The organism is Mesorhizobium yinganensis (genome assembly GCF_040081985.1).
Classification (GTDB): Bacteria; Pseudomonadota; Alphaproteobacteria; order Rhizobiales; family Rhizobiaceae; genus Kumtagia; species Kumtagia yinganensis.
Genome location: NZ_JBEBMH010000020.1, coordinates 23458 through 44905 on the forward strand (window position 1 = coordinate 23458; position 21448 = coordinate 44905).

Genomic DNA, 21448 nt, shown 5'->3' on the forward strand with positions numbered 1-21448 from the left:
GCATCGCTCCCCGGGCCCGTTCCGGATGCCTGCGCTTTCGCACGTCGTCCCGTTGGACATGGGAGCGCGGTCATGATGCAGTCGATCGGCGGAACCGTCGTCTCTGACGGCCTCCTGAAGGAACATGCCGCGCTCCCGTGGCGCATGAGCGGCGACGGAACGCTGGAAGTGCTGCTGCTTCGCCCGCGGCGGGACGGCAGCTGGCGGATCCCGGCAGCCCGCTGTTCGGGTACGAGAACCGGCATCCAATCTGCAGACCGCGCGGCTTTCCACGACGCGGGCGTCACTGGAAGGGTTGGCCCCGAGCCGATCGGACGCTACGTCGCGCTGAGACACACGGCCGGAGACAGCTACAAGGCTGTGGAAGTCACGGTCCATGGACTCCATGTCTGGGGTAGCCTGGTCAGCTGGCCGAACGACGTGAAGGTGACGCGGCGGTGGATGCCTGCCGCCGAAGCGGCGGTCGCGGTCGAGGACCCCGGCCTCCGCGACCTGTTCCGGTCTCTCGTCTCCGGCGCAACACCCGTCAGACCGGTCCTGCCGACAGGCAGCCCACTGTTCGTGGCCACGACCGAACGGGTTTCAGGGCTTGCTTCGTCGGCAGGAGCAGATAGGTTCGCGCCATGCTGAAACTGCCAGCCTTCGTGCGCCTCGACGGCGCGCGCCTGCTCAAAGCGGGCATCTAACCCGGACGCGATCTGACCCCTGGCTCAGCGTCCGGGTCCGCCAGGCTACAGCAACCTCATTCGATCTTCGCGCCCGCGATCGCGGGCGGTCGCCTGCGGCGTTCGGCCGTGGCGGGGAGTCCTTCATGGAAATTCTCGATATCCTGCATCCGCAGGACGTCCTGGTGCGCGTGCCGCTGCAGGCCAAACGTCCGCTACTGGAGGTCCTGGCACGACGGCTTGCTTCAAGGAGCGGAATGTCCGCCGTTTCCGTTCTGTCGGCTCTGCTCGGCCGGGAGAAGCTGGGCGCGACCGCGATCGGACAAGGCATCGGCATTCCCCACGCGATGCTGGACGGACTGCAGGAACCCGCCGCGGTCCTTGCTGTTCTCGAGGCTCCGATCCCTTACCACGCGCCGGACGACCAGTCGGTCGATGTCGTTCTGGCCGTCATCTGGCCCCGGAACGGCTCCTCGGACTTCCTCACAGCGCTTGCGCACTTCTGCCGGCGGCTCTCCGATCCGCAGGTCCTGAGGCGGCTCAGGGGTTCGGCATCGGCCGAGGAAGCCCTCCGGCATCTTCGTGACCCGGCAGACGCGGCTTGTCCTTCCATCGCCGGGCTGTCGGCTCTCGCTGCGCCCCGGAGCCGCGCGGCAGCGAGGGGGAGCTGGCGATGAGCGCGATCGCGATGGACCGTCCCTCACGTTGGCTGGATGGGCGGATGTCCGGTCAGGAGATGGCCGATGCGCTCGGATGCGACGTTGAGTTCGTCAATGGCGTGATCGAGTCGTGGTCCCGCCACACCTTGTCGACGGCGCCCGCCGGGGGGACGCAGGGCGTGCAGACCTGCATCAGGCTGGCGGTAGCTCACGCGCTCTACGCGACCGGCGGGATGACGGTGCAGGACGCGGCTGCCGTGTCGGCGGGTAGCTGGCAGGTCTCCGCATCCCTGCTGAAGCTGCTGGAGTTCAGGCCGCGCGGCGTTCGTCCTGGCGAGAATGATCTTGCGGGTCGTGGCGGAGCCGACCCGTTGATGCTGTTCGCGCCGCACGCGGCGGAAGCGATCCCGGTGGCTGCAGCCGACGAATACCTGGACGTGGCGGACGGCAGACGCGTCTACTGGCGGAAACCGCGACGCGACGCCTATGCGCTTGCCTGCGATATCCAACGCCTGTCCGACGCAAGCAGGCGGGACGACACGCCCGCACTCCAGGAAGAGTATCTGGAACTGCTCGCCCGGCTGCGGGAGCCCGAGGACCATGTCTGCGAATGGATCGGAACGGTCGCCGACGGCCGCTTCCGTCCAGCTCCCGACAGGTTCGCAGAGCGCTCCCCCGCGATGCGCCAGGGACTTTTCGACGGGGAGAGCCGATCGTTCGCCGAGTCCTACGCGACGAAGGTGTCCGTCAACGTGTCGCTGGCGGCGCGCTCGATGAAACGCCGCGCGCTCGGCCTCGCCGTAATCGATCCGCTGAAGAGGTCGGCCGTCCGAAAAGGCAATGGCCAAGCATGATGAAGACCCCGCACTACCTGATCGACAAGTCCCGGCTGCTCCGCAACCTCGAGCGGATCGCCTTTCTGCGCGAGAAGTCGGGAGCGAGGGCGCTGCTGGCGCTGAAGTGCTTCGCGGCCTGGAGCGTGTTCGACTTCATGCGTCCCTACATGGACGGCACGACGTCTTCGTCCCTCAACGAGGTCCGGCTCGGGAGCACCAGGTTCGGCGGCGAGACCCACGCCTACAGCGTCGCCTGGGCCGATCACGAGATCGACGAAGCGGCCGGGTTCGCCGACAAGATGATCTTCAATTCGATCGGCCAGCTCGATCGGTTCGCCGCGCATTTAGGCGGCCTTTCATGCGGCCTGCGGCTCAACCCGGGCATCAGCGCCTCGCACTTCGACCTCGCCGATCCGGCGCGGCCGTTCAGCCGCCTCGGCGAGACCGATCCGGGAAGGATCGAATCCGTGCTCGACCGGATCAACGGCTTCATGATCCACAACAACTGCGAGAACGGCGACTTCTCGCTGTTCTCGGGCATGCTTGATCGGATCGAGGAAAAGTACGGCGAGCTTCTCCGCTACGCCGACTGGATCAGCCTGGGAGGCGGCATCCACTTTACGGCCGACGGCTATCCCCTCCACGCTCTGTGCGAACGTCTGAAGCGCTTCTCCGAAAGATATGGGGCGCAGGTCTATCTCGAACCCGGCGAGGCGGCGATCACCGACAGCACGACGCTGGAGGTGACGGTCCTCGACACGCTCGACACCGGGCGAAAGCTGGCGATCGTCGATGCTTCGGTCGAGGCGCACATGCTGGATCTCCTGATCTACAGGCAGGAAGCCAAGGTCGCGCCCGACAGTGGTCCTTTCGAATACATGGTCTGCGGCAAGTCCTGCCTGGCCGGGGACATTTTCGGCAGCTTCCGATTCCAGGCCCCGCTCGACGTCGGCGACCGCGTCTCGATCCAGGACGCGGCCGGCTACACCATGGTGAAGAAGAACGGGTTCAACGGCGTGGCCATGCCTGCCATCGCCGTGCGCGAACTCGACGGCTCCGTCCGCACGGTCCGCGAGTTCGGCTACGCCGACTACGAATCCAGCCTCTCTTGAAAATTCATGCCCAACAAGGAAGGAGAACCCTCCCCGAAATGGAGAAGCACGTCCTGATCATCGGCGCTGGAGGCGTCGCGAACGTCGTCGCGCACAAATGCGCGCAGAACAACGACATCCTCGGCGACATCCACATCGCCTCCCGGACGCTGGAAAAGTGCGAGGCGATCATCGCTTCGATACGGGAGAAGGACAGGACGCACTGAAGACGCATGCCCGGCTCGAGGCCCACCAACTGGACGCGCTCGATACCCCAGCCACCGAAGACTTGATCCGGCGCACAGGCGCGCAGATCGTCATCAACGTCGGCTCGGCGTTCCTGAACATGTCCGTGCTGTCGGCCTGCATCGCCACAGGCGCCGCCTACATCGACACCGCGATCCACGAGGATCCCGCGAAGGTATGCGAGACCCCGCCCTGGTACGCGAACTACGAGTGGAAGCGCCGCGAGGAATGCGCCGCAGCCAACGTGACCGCCATCCTCGGAGCGGGTTTCGATCCAGGTGTAGTGAACGCCTACGCCAAGCTGGCCAAGGACGACTATTTCGACCGGATCGATTCGCTCGACATCATCGACATCAACGCGGGCAGCCACGGCAGGTACTTCGCCACGAACTTCGATCCGGAGATCAACTTCCGGGAATTCACCGGGCAGGTCTGGTCGTGGCAGGAGGGGAAATGGACTTCCAACCGCATGTTCGAGGTCGGGCAGGAGTGGGAACTTCCCGTGGTCGGGCGGCAGAAGGCCTACCTCACGGGACATGACGAGGTGCATTCGCTGTCCCAGCTCCTTGGTATCCCGAACGTGCGATTCTGGATGGGCTTCGGCGACCACTACATCAACGTCTTCAACGTCCTGAGGAACCTCGGTCTCCTGTCCGAGAAGCCCGTCACGACCGCCGAAGGAGTCGACGTCGTCCCGCTGAAGGTGGTGAAGGCAGTGCTTCCGGACCCGTCGTCACTGGCTGACGGCTACACGGGCAAGACCTGCATCGGCACCCTCGCCAAGGGCGTGAAGGACGGCCGCGAGCGCGAGATCTTCATCTACAACGTCGCCGATCACGAGGAGGCCTGCGAGGAGGTCGGGAGCCAGGGCATCTCGTACACGGCCGGCGTGCCGGCCGTCGCCGCAGCCATCCTCGTCGCGACGCGTCGATGGGACATCGGCAGGATGGCGAACGTGGAAGAGCTGCCGCCGCGGCCGTTCCTCGGACTCCTGGGCAAGCTCGGACTGTCCACGCATCTCAGCGAAGGATGCGACGATCGGGTCTTGCTGTTCCCTTGATTTCTCAGGCGGGCGCGTCGTCCTGTGGCGCGCCCGTAAGTCCGACATCAGATCGTTCTCTGCCGGGTTTTTCCTGGGTGGCCCCAAGCCTCCAGTTCGTAGACCGCGCGAAGGATTCCGGTTCTGGTGGGCAGGAGGGCCGATAGGGACTCGATCCACGGTAGATGCGCCACCCGCCCGGCGATCTTGTCCGACAGCGACAGGGACCGTGCCGTCCTGCAGCAATGGGAAATACCCGCTGAGGCGACCAGTCCGGAGAAGGCGTCCGCTGTTTTCACCGACATGAACAGTACGGCATCGAACTCTCCGCGCCGAAGAAGGCAGCCGCCTCGTCGGGCAGCCGCGAAGCCGAACTGGTCGCGTAGACTTCAACGCGACCGCAGCTATAGCCCTGCAACGCCAGGGCCCCGGCCACATCCATCGAAACGTGTCGGCCGCTGGCATATGCGAGCGGGCCGTCCTGGGGCCGCCAGTGACGTCTGATCATTTCCAGAAGGCTGGAAGCCGTGCCGGTGGCCGCCACGATGTTGGACAGGCCTGCGGCCTCCGCGGCGGACGCCGTGTCGGGCCCCACCGCGAACACCCGGACAGCCGGGTCCAGCCCCTTCAGCGCAGGAACCGCATTGGCCGAGGTCAAGATGATCGCCGAGGCCAAGCGGAGGATCGTGTCGTCAAACGGCAGCCGATCCACCCGCAGCAGCGGCGCGACATGAACGCCGTGGCCACGGCTTCGCAGGGCTTCCCCCAGCGCGTCGGCCTGCGCCTTTGGACGGGTAAGCAGCAGGTTCACTCGGCTCTCCGGCGCGGGTATATCAATCGTCAGCTCGTGAAGAAGCTCTGCGTGCCGTGTGCCTCGATTGCATCGGCGAGACGGCCGAGCGCATGGACATAGGCTGCGGTCCGCATCGTCACCTGCTTGTCACGGCTTACGTTCCAGACTTCACGGCCTTCCCGTTCCATGATGGTCTTCAGCCGATCGTGGATGTCCTCGACGGGCCAGTAGAAGCCCTGCCGGTTCTGCACCCACTCGAAGTAGGAAACGGTCACGCCTCCGGCGTTCGCGAGGATGTCGGGAAGGACGACGGTTCCTTGCTTCTCGAGGATTTCGTCCGCTTCCGGCGTGACCGGGCCGTTGGCTAGCTCGAGCACGAGCTTGGCTTTGAGCGATGCGGCATTGCCTTCATGGATCATGTTCTCAAGCGCCGCCGGAACGAGCAGGTCGCAGTCGACCGCGAGGAGTTCGTCAGCCGCGATCCTTTCGTGACCGCCCGTACCGACTGTGCTGCTGACAGGCTTTCCGTTCGCCTTGGCATCGAGCAGAAGGTCGACATGCAGTCCGGCCGACGAAAGAACGGCTCCCTCCGAGTCCGAGACGGCGACGATCTTGTGGCCGTCCGCGGCAAGCAGGCGCGCGATATGCTGTCCGGCATTTCCGAAGCCCTGGATCGCCACCCGCATCGTCTGCCCGAGTTGCAGGTCCGATGCCAGATGCCGGACGAGGTAGTAGCCGCCCCGCGCGGTCGCGTCGCCCCGCCCGAGAGACCCGCCAAGCGAGATCGGCTTGCCCGTTATCACGGCCGGCTCGTGCTGGCCGACGATCTGCGCGTACTCGTCGGCCATCCAGCCCATGATCATGGAGTTCGTGTAGACGTCCGGCGCGGGAATGTCCCGATCGGGACCGATGATGCGCGCGAAGGCCTGGATGTAGGCGCGGGACAGCCGTTCCAGCTCTGCCTTGGACAGGGTGCGCGGGTCCACCTGGACGGCTCCCTTGCCGCCGCCATATGGCAGGTTCATTACCGCGCATTTGAAGGTCATCCAGAACGCCAGCGTCTCGACTTCCTCGGCTGTCGACGCCGGATGGAAGCGGATACCGCCCTTGGTCGGTCCGCGCGTGTCGTCGTAGCGGCATCGCCAGGCAAGGAAGGACTTCCGCGATCCGTCGTCCATGCGGATCATGAGCCTGACCTTGGTGGTCTCACGAGCGTATTTGAGCTTCTCGATGACGTCGGGATCGATGCTGAGGTGGGCGGCCGCCTCGTCCAGGCGAACCAGGGCGTCATCGAGCAGGGAATGTTCTTGCATCATGTCTCCTTCATTGGTGGATGCGTAGGTTTGGCGTGCTTGCCGAGATCACGCGGCGAGCGCCGCGTGGCGGCGGTAGTCCCGGGCGAAGCGGCGGCCGAGGCGGGTCATGATCTCGTAGCCGATGGTGCCTGCGGCACGGGCGACATCGTCCACCGTCTGGCGAGGGCAGATGAGATCCACGAATTCGCCTTCGCGCGGGGTGTCGGCGCAGTCGGTCGCATCTACGACGATGCTGTCCATCGACACGCGGCCGGTGAACGGCATCGCATGCCCTTTATAGAACGCCGAAAGAGCGGTCCCCCGCGGCCAGCCGTCGGCGTACCCGATCGACAGCGTCGCGAGCCGCGATCGCCGCTGCATCCTCGACGCATGGCCGTAGCCGACATGGGTGTGGATCGGCACCTCGCGGAGCTGCAGCACGCGGGCCGATACCGTCACCGCCTGCCGCACCGGGCTCGTCTGCCCGACGACGGGACTGATGCCGTAGAGCGCCGCTCCAGGACGGACCAGATCGAAATGGAAGTCCTTTCCAAGCAGGATTCCGGCCGAATTGGCCAGCGAGGACTTGGCGTGCTTTGGAACCACGGTCCGCAGTTTGCCGAACTCGCGCAGCTGCCTGCGGTTTGCAGGATGGGGAGCGGTGTCGGCGCAGGCGAGATGGCTCATGACCAGCTCGACGGAGAGGCCGTTCAAGAGGGCCGGGTCGGTTGCCAGCATCGCCACGTCGCCGGGCGACAAGCCCAGGCGCGACATGCCCGTGTCGAGCTGGAGGGCGACGGGCATGCTGCGTCCCTTGTCCCGGGCATATCCGCGCCACGCCGCGAGTTCTCCTGCCGTGTTGACGACCGGGATCAGCACCGATTTGAGGAAATCGCCTTCGGTGCCCGCAGGCGTGCCGTTCAGGACGAGGACGCGGGAGCTGAACCCGATCGCCTTCCGCAGTTCGAGACCTTCTTCAAGATGGGCGACGAAGAAGGTCCTGCATCCGGCCGACTGGAGCGCGAGGCCGACTTCGGACGCACCCAGCCCATAGGCGTCGGCCTTCACGACCGCGGCGCATTCGGCCTTCTCCGCCAGCTTCGACAGCAGCCGCCAATTCGATACCACCGCATCGAGATCGACCGACAGGATCGCTCCTGCGCGCGACGCTGCGGGGCTCATGATTTGTACCGCCCCGGACCGAGGTCGGTCACGTCGATCTCGGGAGCCTTTCCGGACACGATGTCAGCAAGGACCTGGCCCGAACCGCACGCCATCGTCCACCCGAGCGTGCCATGCCCGGTGTTCACAAAGAGGCCCGGCACGGACGTGGCCCCCAGGATCGGCGGGCCGTCCGGGGTCATGGGCCTTAGGCCACACCAGAAGGAGGCTTCGGTGGCGCGTCCTGCTCCCGGGAACAGGTCGGTCACCGAATGCTCGAGCGGCGCGCGGCGCGAACGTGGCAGGGACAGGTCGAAGCCCGAGATTTCGGCGGTTCCGCCCACGCGGATGCGGTCGCCAAGCCGCGTGATGGCGATCTTGTAGGTCTCGTCCATCACAGTGGACACAGGCGCGGCAGCCTCGTCCGTCATCGGCATCGTCAGCGAATACCCCTTCACGGGATAGACGGGGACGTGGATGCCCACGGGCCCCAGCAGGCGCGGCGAGTAGCTCCCGGCCGCGATGACGACGGCATCGGCAGGCAGCAGTCCCTCCGCCGTGCGGACAGCCGAGACCCTGCCGCCCTCCAGGGCGACGGCCTCGACCGCGACGCCGTACCGGAAGTCGACCGAGGCCGACGCGAGGGCCGCCAGCTTCTCGGTGAACATGCGGCAGTCGCCCGTTTCATCGCCGGGAAGCCTCAAACCCCCGACGATCTTGTGGCTCACGCGCGCCAAGGCCGGTTCGGCAGCGACGCACCCCGACGGCGCGAGCACCGAGAATTCGACGCGGAACTGCTTTAGGACTTCGATGTCGCCGACAACCCCGTCGAGCTGCTTCTGCGTCCGGAACAGCTGCAGGGTGCCATGGGTCCGCTCGTCGTATTCGATCCCCGTCGTCGCCCTGAGCTCACGGAGGCAGTCCCGGCTGTATTCCGCGATCGGAACCATGCGCGCCTTGTTCACCGCGTATCGGGACGACGTGCAGTTCGACAGCATCCTCAGGAGCCATGACCACATGGCGGGATCGAGCTTCGGGCGTATCGCGAGCGGCCCGTGCTTCATCAGCAGCCACTTGATCGCTTTCAGCGGCACCCCCGGTCCCGCCCAAGGGGACGAATAACCCGGAGAGACCTCTCCTGCATTGGCGTAGCTGGTTTCCAGAGCCGGACCCGGCTGGCGGTCTAACACGATGACTTCGTGCCCGGCGCGCGCGAGATACCACGCGGAGGTCACGCCGATGACCCCGCTTCCGACGACGATGATCCTCATGTCCGCCTCCCGCGGACGAAGATGGGGGAAGCCGCACTTAGGCGGCCGGAAAGTGCCTCGAACATCATGCATCTCCACCGGGTCGGCGGTGGCGGACCCGGAAATCAGAACCGAATTTCAGGCTTGGTTGGATTTCCGGCCCCCGGTCGACGGCCTCGCGGCCGCGCCAGGGCTAGATGCACGCGATGAGGCTTCCCGCATGGTTCATGAACCGGATGCGGGTCCTCGAATTCTTCCGGTCTGTCTGCGGCTGACGACGCAATCGTTTGCTCGCGGCTGGGGTGGCGCGGTCAACATAGCACCATAGCCGGATTGTTCAACTTCAGGATCAAGTTCGAAGTGGCCAGTTGGCGTATGGGAGAACGGGTTGAATTAGTGACGGCAGCGGTCCCGTGAGACGCCAGGATTCTTGCGGCCGTAGAAGGAGGTTGCCATCCATCCCAAAATGGCATGACACGACTACAAAAATGTTGGGCTCAGGACCGGTTCATCACGTGGACATTCCTCACGACCGTCAACCGAACCTTCTTCTGTGCCCGCCGAGCACTTTGGAACCAGCGTAAGGATAAACCCCTTCCTCGTGCATCGACAAAGCGAGGCCAAGGCTCGAACAGACGGGAACCGGAGCGCGAAAGCTGCAACCCGCGCAGACCCATCGCGAAACCACGGTCTATCGGGGTTCGCATCGGAAACTAAGGTAGGCCGCATCGAAGCCCGAGACCCTAGCCAGTTTTGGAAAGTCATGGATCCGAACATTATGCTGGTGCCATGAGACCAGACCCGTGGCGCGCAAGTCCTTCACTATCCGGTTGGTATGCACCACCGATAATCCCAGCAGATCCGCAAGCACCGCCTGGCTCACTGGCAATTTGAACTGTTGTTCCTGGGCAAGCCCGACAGCTTCCTTACGCACATACATTTCGCAGAGCAGGTGTCCCAGCCGCTCGAGCGGCGTATGTCTGCCCATGAGCGTCGTCATACGGCGCTGGATAGCCGCGTCGACCGTTGTGAGCAGCCACAGCAGCCGCGTCAAATGAGGCGCGCGCTCCGTGATCGTCCGGATTTCTTCGTGGCGAACGAAGACGGCCTTGCAAGCCGTCAACGCAACGACGCCATGATCCATCTCCCGCAAGGTTAGCCCGTGCAGGTCGACAAAGTCGCCCCCGATGTGGAGAGCCGTCAGCTGGCGAGAGCCGTTGGCGCGGACGACCGATCGAGCGGCTAGCCCTTCCTCCAGAAGGCAACTTGAATGAGGGCGCGATCCGTCCGCGACAATCTCTTCTCCTTTGGCGAAGTCTGCTTTACGCAAATGCAGCGCTTCGAGCATCTCTGCCTCGCCAGTTGGAAGAACGTCGCGGCGGCGCAGGTTGGCCATGAGTAGCTCGATAGCAGACGGCATTATCGTCACGCCCTCTTTTCGTCGCGATATCTCACTTCGGATCCCTCCCTGCGCGCCGAACAACCGAATAGCAGTCGCGGCTGCTATCGAAACCCTATCAAAATTGAATGGGAACGGTGAGTGAGCGCCCACGTTAAAAGTGAGCGATCACGTCCGCGTGAAGTCGCGCCCCGCCCAGAATCTCGCGAAAGGGACATGAAAATGGCCAAGGAAAAGACGTTGGAAGACCTCTTCCACGATACGCTCAAGGACATCTACTACGCCGAGCGCAAGATCCTGAAAGCGCTGCCCAAAATGAAGCGCGCCGCGCAGTCGGATGAGCTCAAGGCTGCCTTCGAGAAGCACCAACAGGAGACCGAGGGTCAGGTCGAGCGCCTGCAGCAGGTGTTCGAAATCATCGGCAAGCGCGCGCAGGGCAAGACCTGCGACGCTATTGAGGGAATCATCGCTGAGGGCGAAGAGATTATGGACGAGTTCAAGGACACGGCAGCACTGGATGCCGGCCTGATCTCGGCCGCCCAGGCCGTGGAGCACTACGAGATCACCCGCTACGGCACCCTGAAGCGCTGGGCGACCGAACTCGGCATGGCCGACGCGGCCAAGCTGCTCGACGCCACGCTCCAGGAAGAGTCAAAGACCGACAGCGACCTGACAAAGCTCGCCGACGCTTCGGCCAATGACAGGGCAAAGGCACGCAAAGCCGCCTGAAGCACGAACGACCCGGGAGATCGCTTCCCGGGTCGTTTGCTTGAGGCGTCGGAGGCATCCCATGCATCTGCTGGCACTCCACAGGATCGCCCGTTCCGGCGACGGGCTCGCGTCCGAACTCCAGCGGCTTCTCTCCGCCCGTGAGGCTCAGTCTGCCGACACCCGCATCGTGCAGCTGCGCCGTTTCAATCCCGCCATTCCGGATGTAGCCGGCGGATTTCCGCAGCAGACATTGTCCGGAGACGACCCGCGCAGCCGGGAGCGCCAACCACAACCACGCCCAAGGCGTCCGCCTGGCTGATCCGGACGGAGTTCGTCCGCGTTATCAACGAGGAAATCCCATGGCCCGCACCCCAGCCAAGACAACACCCGGCAAGGCAGCCAGCATCCACGACCAGAAGCTCGTCCGCGGAAACGGCGGCGAACTGCATCAGATTGCCGAAGGCGATACGGAAATGCTCACCACCGCTCAGGGCGGTCCCGTCGCCGACGACCAGAACACGCTGAAGATCGGCGAACGCGGACCCACGCTGATCGAGGATTTCCACTTTCGCGAGAAGATCTTCCACTTCGACCACGAGCGCATTCCCGAGCGCGTCGTCCATGCCCGAGGCTACGGCGCGCACGGCTATTTCGAGACGTACGAGTCGCTCGCAAAATACACCCGCGCCGACATCTTCCAGCGCGCCGGCGAGAAGACGCCCGCCTTCGTGCGCTTCTCGACGGTCGCCGGCGCTAAGGGCTCCTTCGACCTCGCCCGCGACGTGCGCGGCTTTGCGGTCAAGCTCTATACTCAGGAGGGCAACTGGGACATCGTCGGCAACAACATCCCGGTTTTTTTCATCCAGGACGCGATCAAGTTTCCCGACCTCGTGCACGCAGTGAAGGAGGAGCCAGACCGAGCCTTCCCGCAGGCCCAGTCGGCGCACGACAATTTCTGGGACTTCATTTCGCTGACGCCGGAATCCATGCACATGATCATGTGGGTCATGTCCGACCGTGCGATCCCGCGTTCATTCCGCTTCATGGAAGGCTTCGGCGTCCACACGTTCCGCTTCCTGAATGCCAAGGATGAATCGACCTTCGTCAAGTTCCTCTGGAAGCCGAAGCTCGGTCTCCAGTCGGTCGTCTGGAACGAGGCGGTGAAGATCAACGGCGCCGACCCGGATTTCCACCGCCGCGACCTCTGGGATTCGATCCAGGCCGGCGACTTCCCGGAATGGGAACTCTGTGTGCAGTTGTTCGACCAGGAGTTTGCCGACTCCTTCGACTTCGATATCCTCGACCCCACCAAGATCATTCCCGAGGAGATCATCGAACCGATGCCGGTCGGCCGGCTTGTGCTCGACCGGATGCCGGACAACTTTTTTGCCGAAACCGAGCAGGTCGCGTTTATGACGCAGAACGTGCCGCCCGGAGTCGACTTCTCCAACGATCCGCTGCTGCAGGGCCGCAACTTCTCCTATCTCGACACACAGCTGAAGCGGCTCGGCGGGCCGAACTTCACGCACATACCGATCAACGCGCCTAAATGCCCGATGCACCATTTCCAGCAGGACGGACATATGGCGATGCGCAACCCTGTGGGCCGCGCGAACTATCAACCGAACTCGTGGGGCATGGGACCGCGCGAGCACCCGCAAAAGGGGTTCCGCTCCTTCGCCGACGCCGAGGAAGGCCAGAAGGTGCGACTGCGCGCGGAAAGCTTTGCCGACCACTACAGCCAGGCACGGCAGTTCTTCGTCAGCCAGACAGTGACCGAGCAGAAGCACATCGCCATGGCTCTGACCTTCGAGCTGTCGAAGGTCGAGACGCCGGTCATTCGCGAACGGGTGGTCTCCCACCTGCTCAACATCGACGAGGGACTGGCCGAGACGGTCGCCGAGAAGCTGGGCATCCGGAAGCTGCCGAAAAAAGCAGACGCAGCAGTTGCGCCGCGCGATGATCTTCCGGCATCCGACGCGCTTTCGATCGTGAAGAACGGCCCGGACAGCTTCAAGGGCCGCAAGGTCGGCGTGCTGGTCTCGGACGGCTGCGACGGAGCCCTGGTGAAGAAGCTGGCGGCGGCGCTCATGAAGGAAGGCGCGATGATGGAGATCGTCGCGCCGAAGGTCGGCGGCGTCGAGGCCGCCGACGGCTCCGTCATCGAGGGCAAGCAGATGATCGATGGAGGTCCGTCCGTTCTGTATGACGCCGTCGCGCTCATCGTCAGTCCGGAAGGAGCAGAACAGCTCGTGAAGGAAGCGACGGCGCGCGACTTCGTCGCGGACGCCTTCGCCCACTGCAAGTTCATCGCCCATACAGAGGCGGCGAAGCCGCTGTTCGACAAGGCCGGCGTGGAGCCCGACGAGGGTGTGGTTGCGCTAGGTTCGGCAGACGACATCACTGCCTTCGTCGAGAGCTGCCGCAAGCTTCGGCTCTGGGCGCGCGAGCAGAAGGTGAAGCTGTAGGGGCCATGTCGAGCCAGGGACTGGTCCACGGGCCGCTGGGGGCAAAATGCCTGCACGTCTGCGTCGACATGCAGGCCGTCTTCCTGCCGGGTTCACCGTGGGCCAATCCCTGGATGGAGCGGGTGCTGCCGGCTGTCGAGGAACTGGCTATCCGGCATGCCGACCGAACGATTTTCAGCTGCTTCATTCCGGCGGAGAACGCGAATGCGTCGCCTGGGATGTGGAAGCGCTACTGGCGAAAGTGGGAATCCTCGACCCTGGAGCGCGTCGACCCGGCCGCACTTCGGCTCGTGCCGTCCCGCGCGCGTCTGGCGCCTCCGGCCCGCATCATCGACAAGCGCGTGGATTCGCCGTGGACCGAAGGACATTTCGAGCAGCTTCTCGGGAGTGGTGAGGTCGACACACTGGTCGTTACCGGCGGCGAGACCGACGTCTGCGTCCTCGCAACGGTGCTGGGCGCAATCGACCGGGGATTCCGCACAGTCGTCGCCGCCGATGCCATCTGCGGCTCGGCCGACGAGACGCACGACGCGGCCATGACGCTCTACACATCGCGGTTCAGCGAGCAGGTCGAGATCGCGACGACCGACGAAATCCTGACGAGTTGGCGATGACCACGCTCTATCTCGTCTACATTCGTGATCCCTTGCCTAGCGAGGATATCCTTGCTGACGCCGTCGAACTCGACATCGGTCTGTATCTCATCAGGACGGACCAGACGCGCTCGCAGCTCTACCATGCCATCAAGAGGAAGCTTTCGCCCGCCATCCTGCTAGTTGCGCCATTGAGCGACTTGCCTAAGTTCAAGGGCATGCGAGACGGCGCCACCAGGGAGGCTGTGGGCTTGATGGTCCGCTGACCGGGACCGGGCACGCCGTTCCCGGCTATCGATCCAGGACGGTCCTCACTTTCGCCGCGAATTCTTCGATCGTGCAGGGCTTGGACAACAGCTCTGTGCCGTGGTGGAGCGTGCCGTTGTACACGATGGCGTTGCGCGTGTAAGCCTGTAGTGTACAGAATCTTCAGGTTCGGCTTCAGCACCTTCACCTGTTTAACCGGTTCCCTCCCTGCCATGTCCGGGACGACCACGTCGATGAACAGGAGATCGGGCGTAGGCCCGGTCCGGATCGTCCGTCTGCTACGGGCTCACGCCCAGAACCCGCCAGTCGGTTTTCCACCCCGGCGCGGCCGCTCGACATGGAATGGGTCTCTCGTCAACTCCGCCGATCAGCGGTCGCCGACGGACAGTTCCTTCCGCACGCTGGGGTCGTCATCCAGAAACTCGGGCTCGGCCCGGGCTCCAACCGCATCAAAGTATCGGCTCAGGAAGTTCCGGAATGAAGCGGCCAAGGCGATATCGGCGATATTGAGGTCGGTCAGTCCGACGGCGCGGAGGGAATCGATCGTGTCTTGGTCAATCCGAGAGGCGTCGACTGTGATCTGCTCGGCATAGGCCAGCATGGCCACTTGCTGTTCGGTTAGCCCGGCGTTGCGATAGTCGCGATGCACGGCCAGCGCCTGTTCCCTTCCGATCATACCGGACAGCGCTTTGAAATAGACGTGGCAGCAATAGCTGGAAGGCACATGTTTGGCCGCCACCAAGGTGATCAGGCGGAAATTGACCAACTCCAGAGAAAACCCGTCTCTGATCTGGTGCAACAGGTGCTCTACCGGTGCCAGGATGTCAGGCCTGGCTGTCCAACACCGGGTAGCCTCCATCACGCGTCCCATCGAAGCCATCTCGCCGTCATAGATGGACGCGATTTCGCCTTCGGCTTCCGACGGTTCTATCGTTCGAACAAACAACTCCACCTCCTCGGTTCCCTGCCGCCTTCCGCATCGTTGCTGGTAATTTCAACGGATGGAAGTGGGGGCAGGATAGCGAAGTCGATGTGCCTGAGTTGCCAATAAGCCTCCTCGTCATGCTCTTGACGACAAGGGGCCGACTTTGCAGTACCCGGGGCCGGAAACGAACTCAAACTGGATAAAACTTGGGGCAACGTCATCGAGACCTATACGAATTTTTGTCCGTCCATCTCTGAAAGGATTCACTCTGGCAGGTCAGGGGTCGATGCCAGATGGTCGGTGCTAGGCAGCCGCTCGGTGGCAAGCCGCCGTTTCAGGTCGGCCTTGTTGGGCAAAGTTTGCCTGGTGACCTGAGACCCCATTCCCACGCGCCGCTCGAGCGGGAATCGGTCTCTCGGCAACTCCGCCAATTAGTGGTCGCCGACGGCTAATTCCTTCCGCACGCCTGGGTCGTCAACCTGAAAGTCGGGCTCGGTCGGAGCTCCAACCGCATCGCAACATCGGCTCAGGAAGCTTCGAAAGGAGGCAGCCAAGGCGATATCGGCGATGTTGAAGTCTGTCAGCCCGACGGCGCGGAAGGAGTCGCTTATGCCTCGGTCGATTCGAGGCGTAGACTGTGATTTGCTCGACCTAGCCTAGCATGGCCACTTGCTGTTCTGTCAGCACGGCGTTGCGATAATCGCGAGGCCACGCCACCCGCTTCGAGAAGCGTCTTGGCTTCTGCGAGCACCGCTCCCTTCAGATCGCCATGGTGATAGGTGCTTTCGTCTCGTGCCATTCCGGTCTAATGCCCGCAGAGTCGAAAGAAAGCGGCTACGCCGCTGAACTCGTCCTTAGTAGCTTCTAAGGATGATCTGCGAGCGCGCACGCGCGATCATCGGGCTGCTGCCGATCTGATCGTTGAGTTCGCTGAGCTCGGCTGCGCTTGGAACGGCCACATTGGCGACGGCGTCGATCTCGCCTGCCAGCGAGTGCACCGCCGTGACACCCGGCAGCGCGGCGAGCCATTTGAGCGCCTTGTCGCAGGGCCTTTCCGCGATCTCGATGAAGATCATCGCTCTGGCCATCGCCAGGCCGTCATCGGTCGAAACCGCGCGATAGCCCTGGATGGCGCCGTTCGCCTCCATCCGGGAGATACGGTCCTGCACCGCGGTCCGCGACAAGCCGATCTCGCGACCGATGGCCGCCGCGCTCATCCGCGCGTTCTTCTCCAGAAGCGCCAGGATGCGCTTGTCAGTCCTGTCCCGTTCCATCGCCAGAAACCTCGAAACGCAGGGGGATCGCGTCGCTTCGCAAGCTGAACCGCGCGATCTTCATGCCTATCATCAGTCCATCACAAGGTGGAGAAACATCCGAATGCGCACAATCCTTCCGCAAGGCTTTACCGGCACCCGGGCGTGGGACGCTCTCGATATCGAGCGCATCGGCGACGCCACCATCCGGCTTCACTGGACCGACCAGCCCTACAAGTGGCACGTCAATGACGGTCCCGAGGTGTTCGTCGTGCTCGATGGCGCCGTCGACATGCATACGAGGCAGGATGGGGTCGAACAAGTGCATCGGCTGAACGTCGGCAACATCTTCCATGCCGAGGATGGCGACGAGCATGTCGCGCATCCGCTGGGCGGAGCGCGGGTGCTCGTCATAGAACGCGCTGGCAGCGTCTAGTTCGACGATGATCCGGGAGCAAGACGCCCGCGCAGGCCTGGCGGCTGGGCCGCGCCGGACGTGCGTGCGGCTTCTTGCGGTCGCGTCACTGGCCATCGTGGTTCTGCAAGCCTCGACGGCCGGGCTGGCGGTGATGCTGGATGGGCGTTTCCATTCCTGGCATAGCCTCGGGGGCAAGACCGGCAGCCTCGTCGTCGTTCTGACTGCAGTCGCAGCGTGGTTCTGGAGCGGCGATCGCACGGCTCGCGTATACGCCCTTTTGCTTGTGGTGTCTTACCACCTTCAGGCGGCCTGGCTGCTGGCCAGATCGAGACCCTGCACTGGATGCGTGCACTGCACGTTCCCGCTGCCTTCTTCGTATTCCTGTTCGCGTAGCTGCTCTACGGCAAGTCAGCCAGCAGATAACGCTGGATGGTCCCGCCGATCATGGCGACTGCCGTTTCAGGCGCGACATCCTCGTTCGACAGGCCAAGCACGTTGCGGGCATAGGCGAGGCCGAGGATCTGGGTGGCGATCAGGCAAGCCCGCTCGCGCGCCCGATCCGAACCCGCGACGTGGGTCACCATCGCGGTCACCTGATCGGTCAGGATCGCGCGGATGCGTGCGGCGGCTTCGCCATTCGTTGCCGCCGTCCGGATCAGAACACGCAGGAGGTCGTCATCATCGTTTCCCTCCCATCTCGTAAAGAAATGCGCCGCCAGCGTTCGGCCGATGCGATCGCGATCCACCCCGGAGAGATCCGGGAATTCGAGATCGATCGAGACGGCTTCCGCGAACAGCTGCTCCTTGCCCCCGAAATAGCGGTTGATCAGCGCCGGATTGACCCCCGCTTCGGCTGCGATGTCGCGCACGGTCGTGCGCTCGAAGCCCTGGCGGGAGAACAGCATCCTGGCCGCTGTGGCCAGTCGTTCGCGCGTCGCCTGCGCATCCCGTGTCATGTCGATAGCTCCGATGTAAACTACTGTTGACTTAACTCGTCGTCAGCCGTAAGTAAACGCATGTTTACATGATAGGAAGGACGAACGCAATGAATGCCATATCCACAAAAGTCGTGATCGTGGGTGCCGGCCCTGCCGGGCTGGCAACGGCCATCGGGCTTGCTGAGCGCGGCATCGACTTCGTGATCCTGGACGCTCTGGCAGAAGCGCAGAACACGTCCCGCGCCGCCGTCATCCACGCCGCGACGCTGGACAGCCTGCGGGTGCTGAAGGTAGCCGACCGGCTCGTTGCGCAAGGCATCAAGGTACCGCAATTCAGAATCCGCGACCGCGACTCGGTTCTGCTCCACGTGGACTTCTCGCGACTGCAGACGCCCACGCCATTCGCGCTCATGATCCCGCAGGACGAGTCCCCGTCAGTTGGGACGACTGCAGACAGCCCTCGACCGCGAACACGGAGCAACTGATAAATTGCTGACTTTGCCGACATTGTCTGGAGAGTCTGAGCACTCCATAGGGGGCGGAAGCGCATGCGGCATGTCCGTAGAACGGGCCGCGGCTGAATTTACAATATCGAGTACGGCCGCTAGGCATACTGTCCGCGTTGGGATCTGTGCGCGTGCTCGATCCCAGTTCGATCAATGAACAGCGGCAGCCCCGCGACGGCTCTGCCGACAGACGATTTGGAACTTATGACCAAAACCGCTGATGAGGCTGAGCATTCGACATTCCTCGCGGGCGGCGGCGAGCTTGGGCGTCTCATCCGAGCACACGCTTGGGAGAGCACACCGCTGGGATCGCCGAGTACTTGGCCACAATCACTGCGATCAGCGCTTTCGATCTGCCTCCACTCGACCTTTCCAACCGCAATCTATTGGGGACCGGAACTGCGCCTTCTCTACAATGACGCCTGGGCACCGATCCCAGCCGAGCGCCACCCTTGGGCGCTCCGTCGGCCAGGCCCGGAGGTATGGTCGGACATCTGGGATGTTGTCGGTCCGCAGTTCGCACGCGTGATCAACACAGGCGAGGGTTTTTCGACCTTTGATCAGATGCTGCGCATGGTGCGGGATGGGGTTCGGAGGGAAACGTACTGGAACTACAGCTTTACCGCCATTCGCGGCGAGGATGGCTCGGTGGTCGGGATCTTCAACCAGGGCAACGAAACCACCGATACGGTGATTGCGCGACGGCAGGCAGAAGCTGAGGTCGAGCGACTCGGCAACCTCTTCGCTCAAGCACCAGGAGCAGTGGCAATCCTGCGTGGCCGCGCACATTTAATCGAGATTGCCAATCCGGCCTATGAGCAACTGGTCGGTCGCAGCGGCATATCAGGGAAAACGGTCGCAGAAGCACTGCCCGAAGTAGTCGGCCAAGGCTTTATAGAACTACTCGACCGCGTCTTCGATACCGGGGAGCCTTACGTCGGGCGTGCCGTCTCCGTAAGCCTGCAACGAAGTGCCGGAATGCCTGCGGAGGAACGCTTCGTCGATTTCGTGTACCAGCCTCTTACGGATTCAGCAGGAACCCGCAGCGGGGTTTTCGTTCAGGTCACGGATGTGACCAATGCAGTGCGCGCGGAGGCCGCACTTCGAGCTAGCGAGGCCAAGTCCGAAGCCATCGTCAACTCGATCGATCAGATGATCTGGTCAACGCGAGCCGATGGCTATCACGACTACTTCAACGACCGGTGGTACGAGTACACGGGTGTCCCTTACGGCTCTACAGATGGCGAGGCATGGAACGACATGTTCCATCCGGACGATCGGGAGCGGACGTGGCAGGTCTGGCGCCACTGTTTGACTACAGGCGAGCCGTACCACATCGAATATCGCCTACGGCATCGTTCGGGCCAATATCGATGGGTGATCGGCCGCGCGCAGTGCGTGCGAGGCGACGACGGAGAAATCACCCGCTGGTACGGCACCTGCACTGATATTCATGATCTGAAAGAAGCAGAGGAGAAGCGGCAACTGCTGCTGCGCGAGATGAACCATCGGGTGAAGAACCTGTTTGCCATCGCATCCGGCATGATAACCATGACGGCGCGTACCGCGCCATCGGTTAAGGCGATGGGCGAAGCACTAAAGGGCCGCCTTAGCGCCCTTGCGAAAGCGCACGAACTCATCCGGCCCGCGATCAAGAGCGACCTTGAACATTCGGAAAACGCGTCGATCCGCCCTCTCATTGAGAAGGTGATCAGGCCTCATATGGACCCGAATGGCGAGCACCGGATCGAGCTCGACGGTCCGGAAATCGAGTTAGGCGCCAACGCATCCACAAGTCTCGCCTTGATTTTTCACGAATTGGCGACGAATGCCGCGAAATACGGTGCGTTGTCTTCTCCGGAGGGTCACATCTCAATCAATTGGTCCGTGCCGAACGGACATTTGGAACTCGAATGGAAGGAACACGTTTCAAAGCGCAAGATCCAGCCGCCGAAGTCGAGTGGTTTTGGAAGCACGCTCGCCCGCGCCAGTGCGTCAGGCCAGCTGGGGGGCTCAATCAGTTTCGACTGGCGCCCAGGTGGCCTACACATCAAGTTGAATGCGCCCCTCGAACGGCTGCAGCGTTGAGTGTTTGGCAACGATGAGTCAGTTAGTGAAGGCCATGATTGATTCGAACGCCGCTCCTGGAACCGCGCTCAGTGGCCGGCGCGTGCTGATTGTTGAGGACGAGCCGTTCATTGCCTTCGATTTGGCTGACGCGATCGAAAATGCTGGTGGTGTCGTCGTCGGCCCCGCGATGTCTGTGCGGCAAGCCCTGACGCTGGTCGCGACTGACCGCGTGGAAGCTGCCATACTTGATGTCAACTTGCCTGACGGCGATATTGGGCCTGTTATCACAGCGCTAGCAGATGAAGGTATCCTGCTTCTCGTTCATACGGGAGCAGGTCTCACGCCCGCATTGCGTGAGCAGTATCCTACCTTGCGAGTATTCACGAAACCCACGCCACCGCCCGTACTGGCCCATGTCATCGCTTCGGTGTTCGCCGGCAGGTACGAGCAGGGTCCGCAGCATCCGTAGAGCGGTCGAGCCCGGAGCGCGGTATTAGGCAGGACTCTCCTGCATAAGGTTAGCCCCGGTTGGCGCAGTAGCCGCCTCCAAGGACTTCGCCCAGTCCCTGCACGCCCGTCGGACCGGACGCGCCGTCGGCGTAAGTTTCGTCATTCATTCCACGTCTGAAAATGACTGCTGTTTCAATTCGCGGTGCTCATAATGCTGCGGAGCGGGCAACAAACTTTGATCGCCCGCAGCACCCCGCGGAATTGAGTCGGATCGGTGGAACTCGCGGGCGTCCACCATCTCAAGACCGGAATAACTCGCCCGGCAGCGAGACCTAAGCTTCACGATCCGCTACCAACGGACGTTGTCGGTGTCGACACGTGCTGCGCGGCGAGGTACATCAGTGTTGAAGCAGCC

At 63.1% G+C, this 21448-nt stretch carries 21 protein-coding genes and 1 pseudogene; 14 read left to right on the plus strand and 8 right to left on the minus strand.

Annotated elements, in window-relative coordinates:
* Nucleotides 1–72 precede the first annotated feature (72 nt).
* From ABMA59_RS26560 to ABMA59_RS26580, 5 genes and pseudogenes are all read left to right on the plus strand, one after another.
* On the plus strand, nt 73–630 hold the full coding sequence (locus ABMA59_RS26560; protein ID WP_349008395.1) for an NUDIX hydrolase: 558 nt from the start codon (nt 73–75) through the stop codon (nt 628–630).
* A 181-nt stretch (nt 631–811) separates the two neighbouring features.
* A complete protein-coding gene (locus tag ABMA59_RS26565) occupies nt 812–1342 on the plus strand; it encodes a PTS sugar transporter subunit IIA (RefSeq protein ID WP_349008396.1) in 531 nt (176 codons plus the stop codon).
* Nucleotides 1339–2178: a hypothetical protein gene (locus ABMA59_RS26570; protein WP_349008397.1), complete on the plus strand. Its 840-nt coding sequence runs from the start codon at nt 1339–1341 to the stop codon at nt 2176–2178. Before ABMA59_RS26565 ends, ABMA59_RS26570 begins: the two co-directional genes overlap by 4 nt.
* The gene (locus ABMA59_RS26575; RefSeq protein WP_349008398.1) at nt 2175–3272 is read left to right on the plus strand and encodes a carboxynorspermidine decarboxylase; all 1098 of its coding nucleotides are present in this window, start codon (nt 2175–2177) and stop codon (nt 3270–3272) included. Before ABMA59_RS26570 ends, ABMA59_RS26575 begins: the two co-directional genes overlap by 4 nt.
* Nucleotides 3273–3310: 38 nt before the next feature.
* Nucleotides 3311–4557 (plus strand): annotated as a pseudogene (locus tag ABMA59_RS26580) (saccharopine dehydrogenase family protein).
* A 274-nt stretch (nt 4558–4831) separates the two neighbouring features.
* Here ABMA59_RS26580 and ABMA59_RS26585 read toward each other — a convergent pair.
* The 5 genes from ABMA59_RS26585 to ABMA59_RS26605 all read right to left on the minus strand — a co-directional run bounded on the left by ABMA59_RS26585 (nt 4832) and on the right by ABMA59_RS26605 (nt 10431).
* Entirely contained in the window at nt 4832–5347 is a 516-nt protein-coding gene (locus tag ABMA59_RS26585) for a uroporphyrinogen-III synthase (RefSeq protein WP_349008399.1), read from the minus strand.
* 29 nt (nt 5348–5376) lie between these two features.
* Nucleotides 5377–6642, minus strand: a complete 1266-nt coding sequence (locus ABMA59_RS26590) for a Glu/Leu/Phe/Val family dehydrogenase (RefSeq protein WP_349008400.1) — start codon at nt 6640–6642, stop codon at nt 5377–5379.
* 48 nt (nt 6643–6690) lie between these two features.
* Complete coding sequence (alr, locus tag ABMA59_RS26595; protein WP_349008401.1) at nt 6691–7806, minus strand: alanine racemase; 1116 nt, start codon at nt 7804–7806, stop codon at nt 6691–6693.
* Nucleotides 7803–9056, minus strand: coding sequence for a D-amino acid dehydrogenase (locus ABMA59_RS26600; RefSeq protein WP_349008402.1), 1254 nt, complete (start codon nt 9054–9056; stop codon nt 7803–7805). The genes alr and ABMA59_RS26600 overlap by 4 nt, the downstream gene beginning before the upstream one ends.
* Before the next feature lie 670 nt (nt 9057–9726).
* A complete protein-coding gene (locus ABMA59_RS26605; RefSeq protein ID WP_349008403.1) occupies nt 9727–10431 on the minus strand; it encodes a Crp/Fnr family transcriptional regulator in 705 nt (234 codons plus the stop codon).
* Nucleotides 10432–10656: 225 nt separating this feature from the next.
* Here ABMA59_RS26605 and ABMA59_RS26610 point away from each other — a divergent pair, with 225 nt between their 5' ends.
* The 5 genes from ABMA59_RS26610 to ABMA59_RS26630 all read left to right on the plus strand — a co-directional run bounded on the left by ABMA59_RS26610 (nt 10657) and on the right by ABMA59_RS26630 (nt 14472).
* The gene (locus tag ABMA59_RS26610) at nt 10657–11163 is read left to right on the plus strand and encodes a YciE/YciF ferroxidase family protein (RefSeq protein WP_349008404.1); all 507 of its coding nucleotides are present in this window, start codon (nt 10657–10659) and stop codon (nt 11161–11163) included.
* A gap of 61 nt (nt 11164–11224) precedes the next feature.
* Entirely contained in the window at nt 11225–11464 is a 240-nt protein-coding gene (locus tag ABMA59_RS26615) for a hypothetical protein (RefSeq protein ID WP_349008405.1), read from the plus strand.
* A gap of 40 nt (nt 11465–11504) precedes the next feature.
* Nucleotides 11505–13613 (plus strand): catalase, encoded by a 2109-nt coding sequence (gene katE, locus ABMA59_RS26620; RefSeq protein ID WP_349008406.1) that lies wholly within the window; start codon nt 11505–11507, stop codon nt 13611–13613.
* Nucleotides 13614–13618: 5 nt separating this feature from the next.
* Entirely contained in the window at nt 13619–14227 is a 609-nt protein-coding gene (locus ABMA59_RS26625) for a cysteine hydrolase family protein (protein ID WP_349008407.1), read from the plus strand.
* Nucleotides 14224–14472 carry a hypothetical protein gene (locus ABMA59_RS26630; RefSeq protein ID WP_349008408.1) on the plus strand — a complete coding sequence of 83 codons (249 nt, stop codon included), beginning with the start codon at nt 14224–14226 and terminating at the stop codon, nt 14470–14472. The genes ABMA59_RS26625 and ABMA59_RS26630 overlap by 4 nt, the downstream gene beginning before the upstream one ends.
* Before the next feature lie 368 nt (nt 14473–14840).
* Here ABMA59_RS26630 and ABMA59_RS26635 read toward each other — a convergent pair whose 3' ends face one another.
* Nucleotides 14841–15425, minus strand: coding sequence for a carboxymuconolactone decarboxylase family protein (locus ABMA59_RS26635; RefSeq protein ID WP_349008409.1), 585 nt, complete (start codon nt 15423–15425; stop codon nt 14841–14843).
* Nucleotides 15426–16252: 827 nt separating this feature from the next.
* A complete protein-coding gene (locus tag ABMA59_RS26640; RefSeq protein WP_349008410.1) occupies nt 16253–16672 on the minus strand; it encodes an Lrp/AsnC family transcriptional regulator in 420 nt (139 codons plus the stop codon).
* 103 nt (nt 16673–16775) lie between these two features.
* Here ABMA59_RS26640 and ABMA59_RS26645 point away from each other — a divergent pair, with 103 nt between their 5' ends.
* A complete protein-coding gene (locus tag ABMA59_RS26645) occupies nt 16776–17087 on the plus strand; it encodes a cupin (protein WP_349008411.1) in 312 nt (103 codons plus the stop codon).
* Between the two features lie 380 nt (nt 17088–17467).
* On the opposite strand, the gene ABMA59_RS26650 is transcribed toward ABMA59_RS26645, so the two are convergent.
* Nucleotides 17468–18025, minus strand: coding sequence for a TetR/AcrR family transcriptional regulator (locus ABMA59_RS26650; protein WP_349008412.1), 558 nt, complete (start codon nt 18023–18025; stop codon nt 17468–17470).
* Between the two features lie 89 nt (nt 18026–18114).
* On the opposite strand from ABMA59_RS26650, the gene ABMA59_RS26655 reads away from it, so the two are divergent.
* From ABMA59_RS26655 to ABMA59_RS26665, 3 genes are all read left to right on the plus strand, one after another.
* Complete coding sequence (locus ABMA59_RS26655) at nt 18115–18492, plus strand: FAD-dependent oxidoreductase (RefSeq protein ID WP_349008413.1); 378 nt, start codon at nt 18115–18117, stop codon at nt 18490–18492.
* A gap of 225 nt (nt 18493–18717) precedes the next feature.
* Nucleotides 18718–20601, plus strand: coding sequence for a sensor histidine kinase (locus tag ABMA59_RS26660; protein ID WP_349008414.1), 1884 nt, complete (start codon nt 18718–18720; stop codon nt 20599–20601).
* Between the two features lie 34 nt (nt 20602–20635).
* On the plus strand, nt 20636–21052 hold the full coding sequence (locus tag ABMA59_RS26665; RefSeq protein ID WP_349008474.1) for a response regulator: 417 nt from the start codon (nt 20636–20638) through the stop codon (nt 21050–21052).
* Nucleotides 21053–21448: the final 396 nt, after the last annotated feature.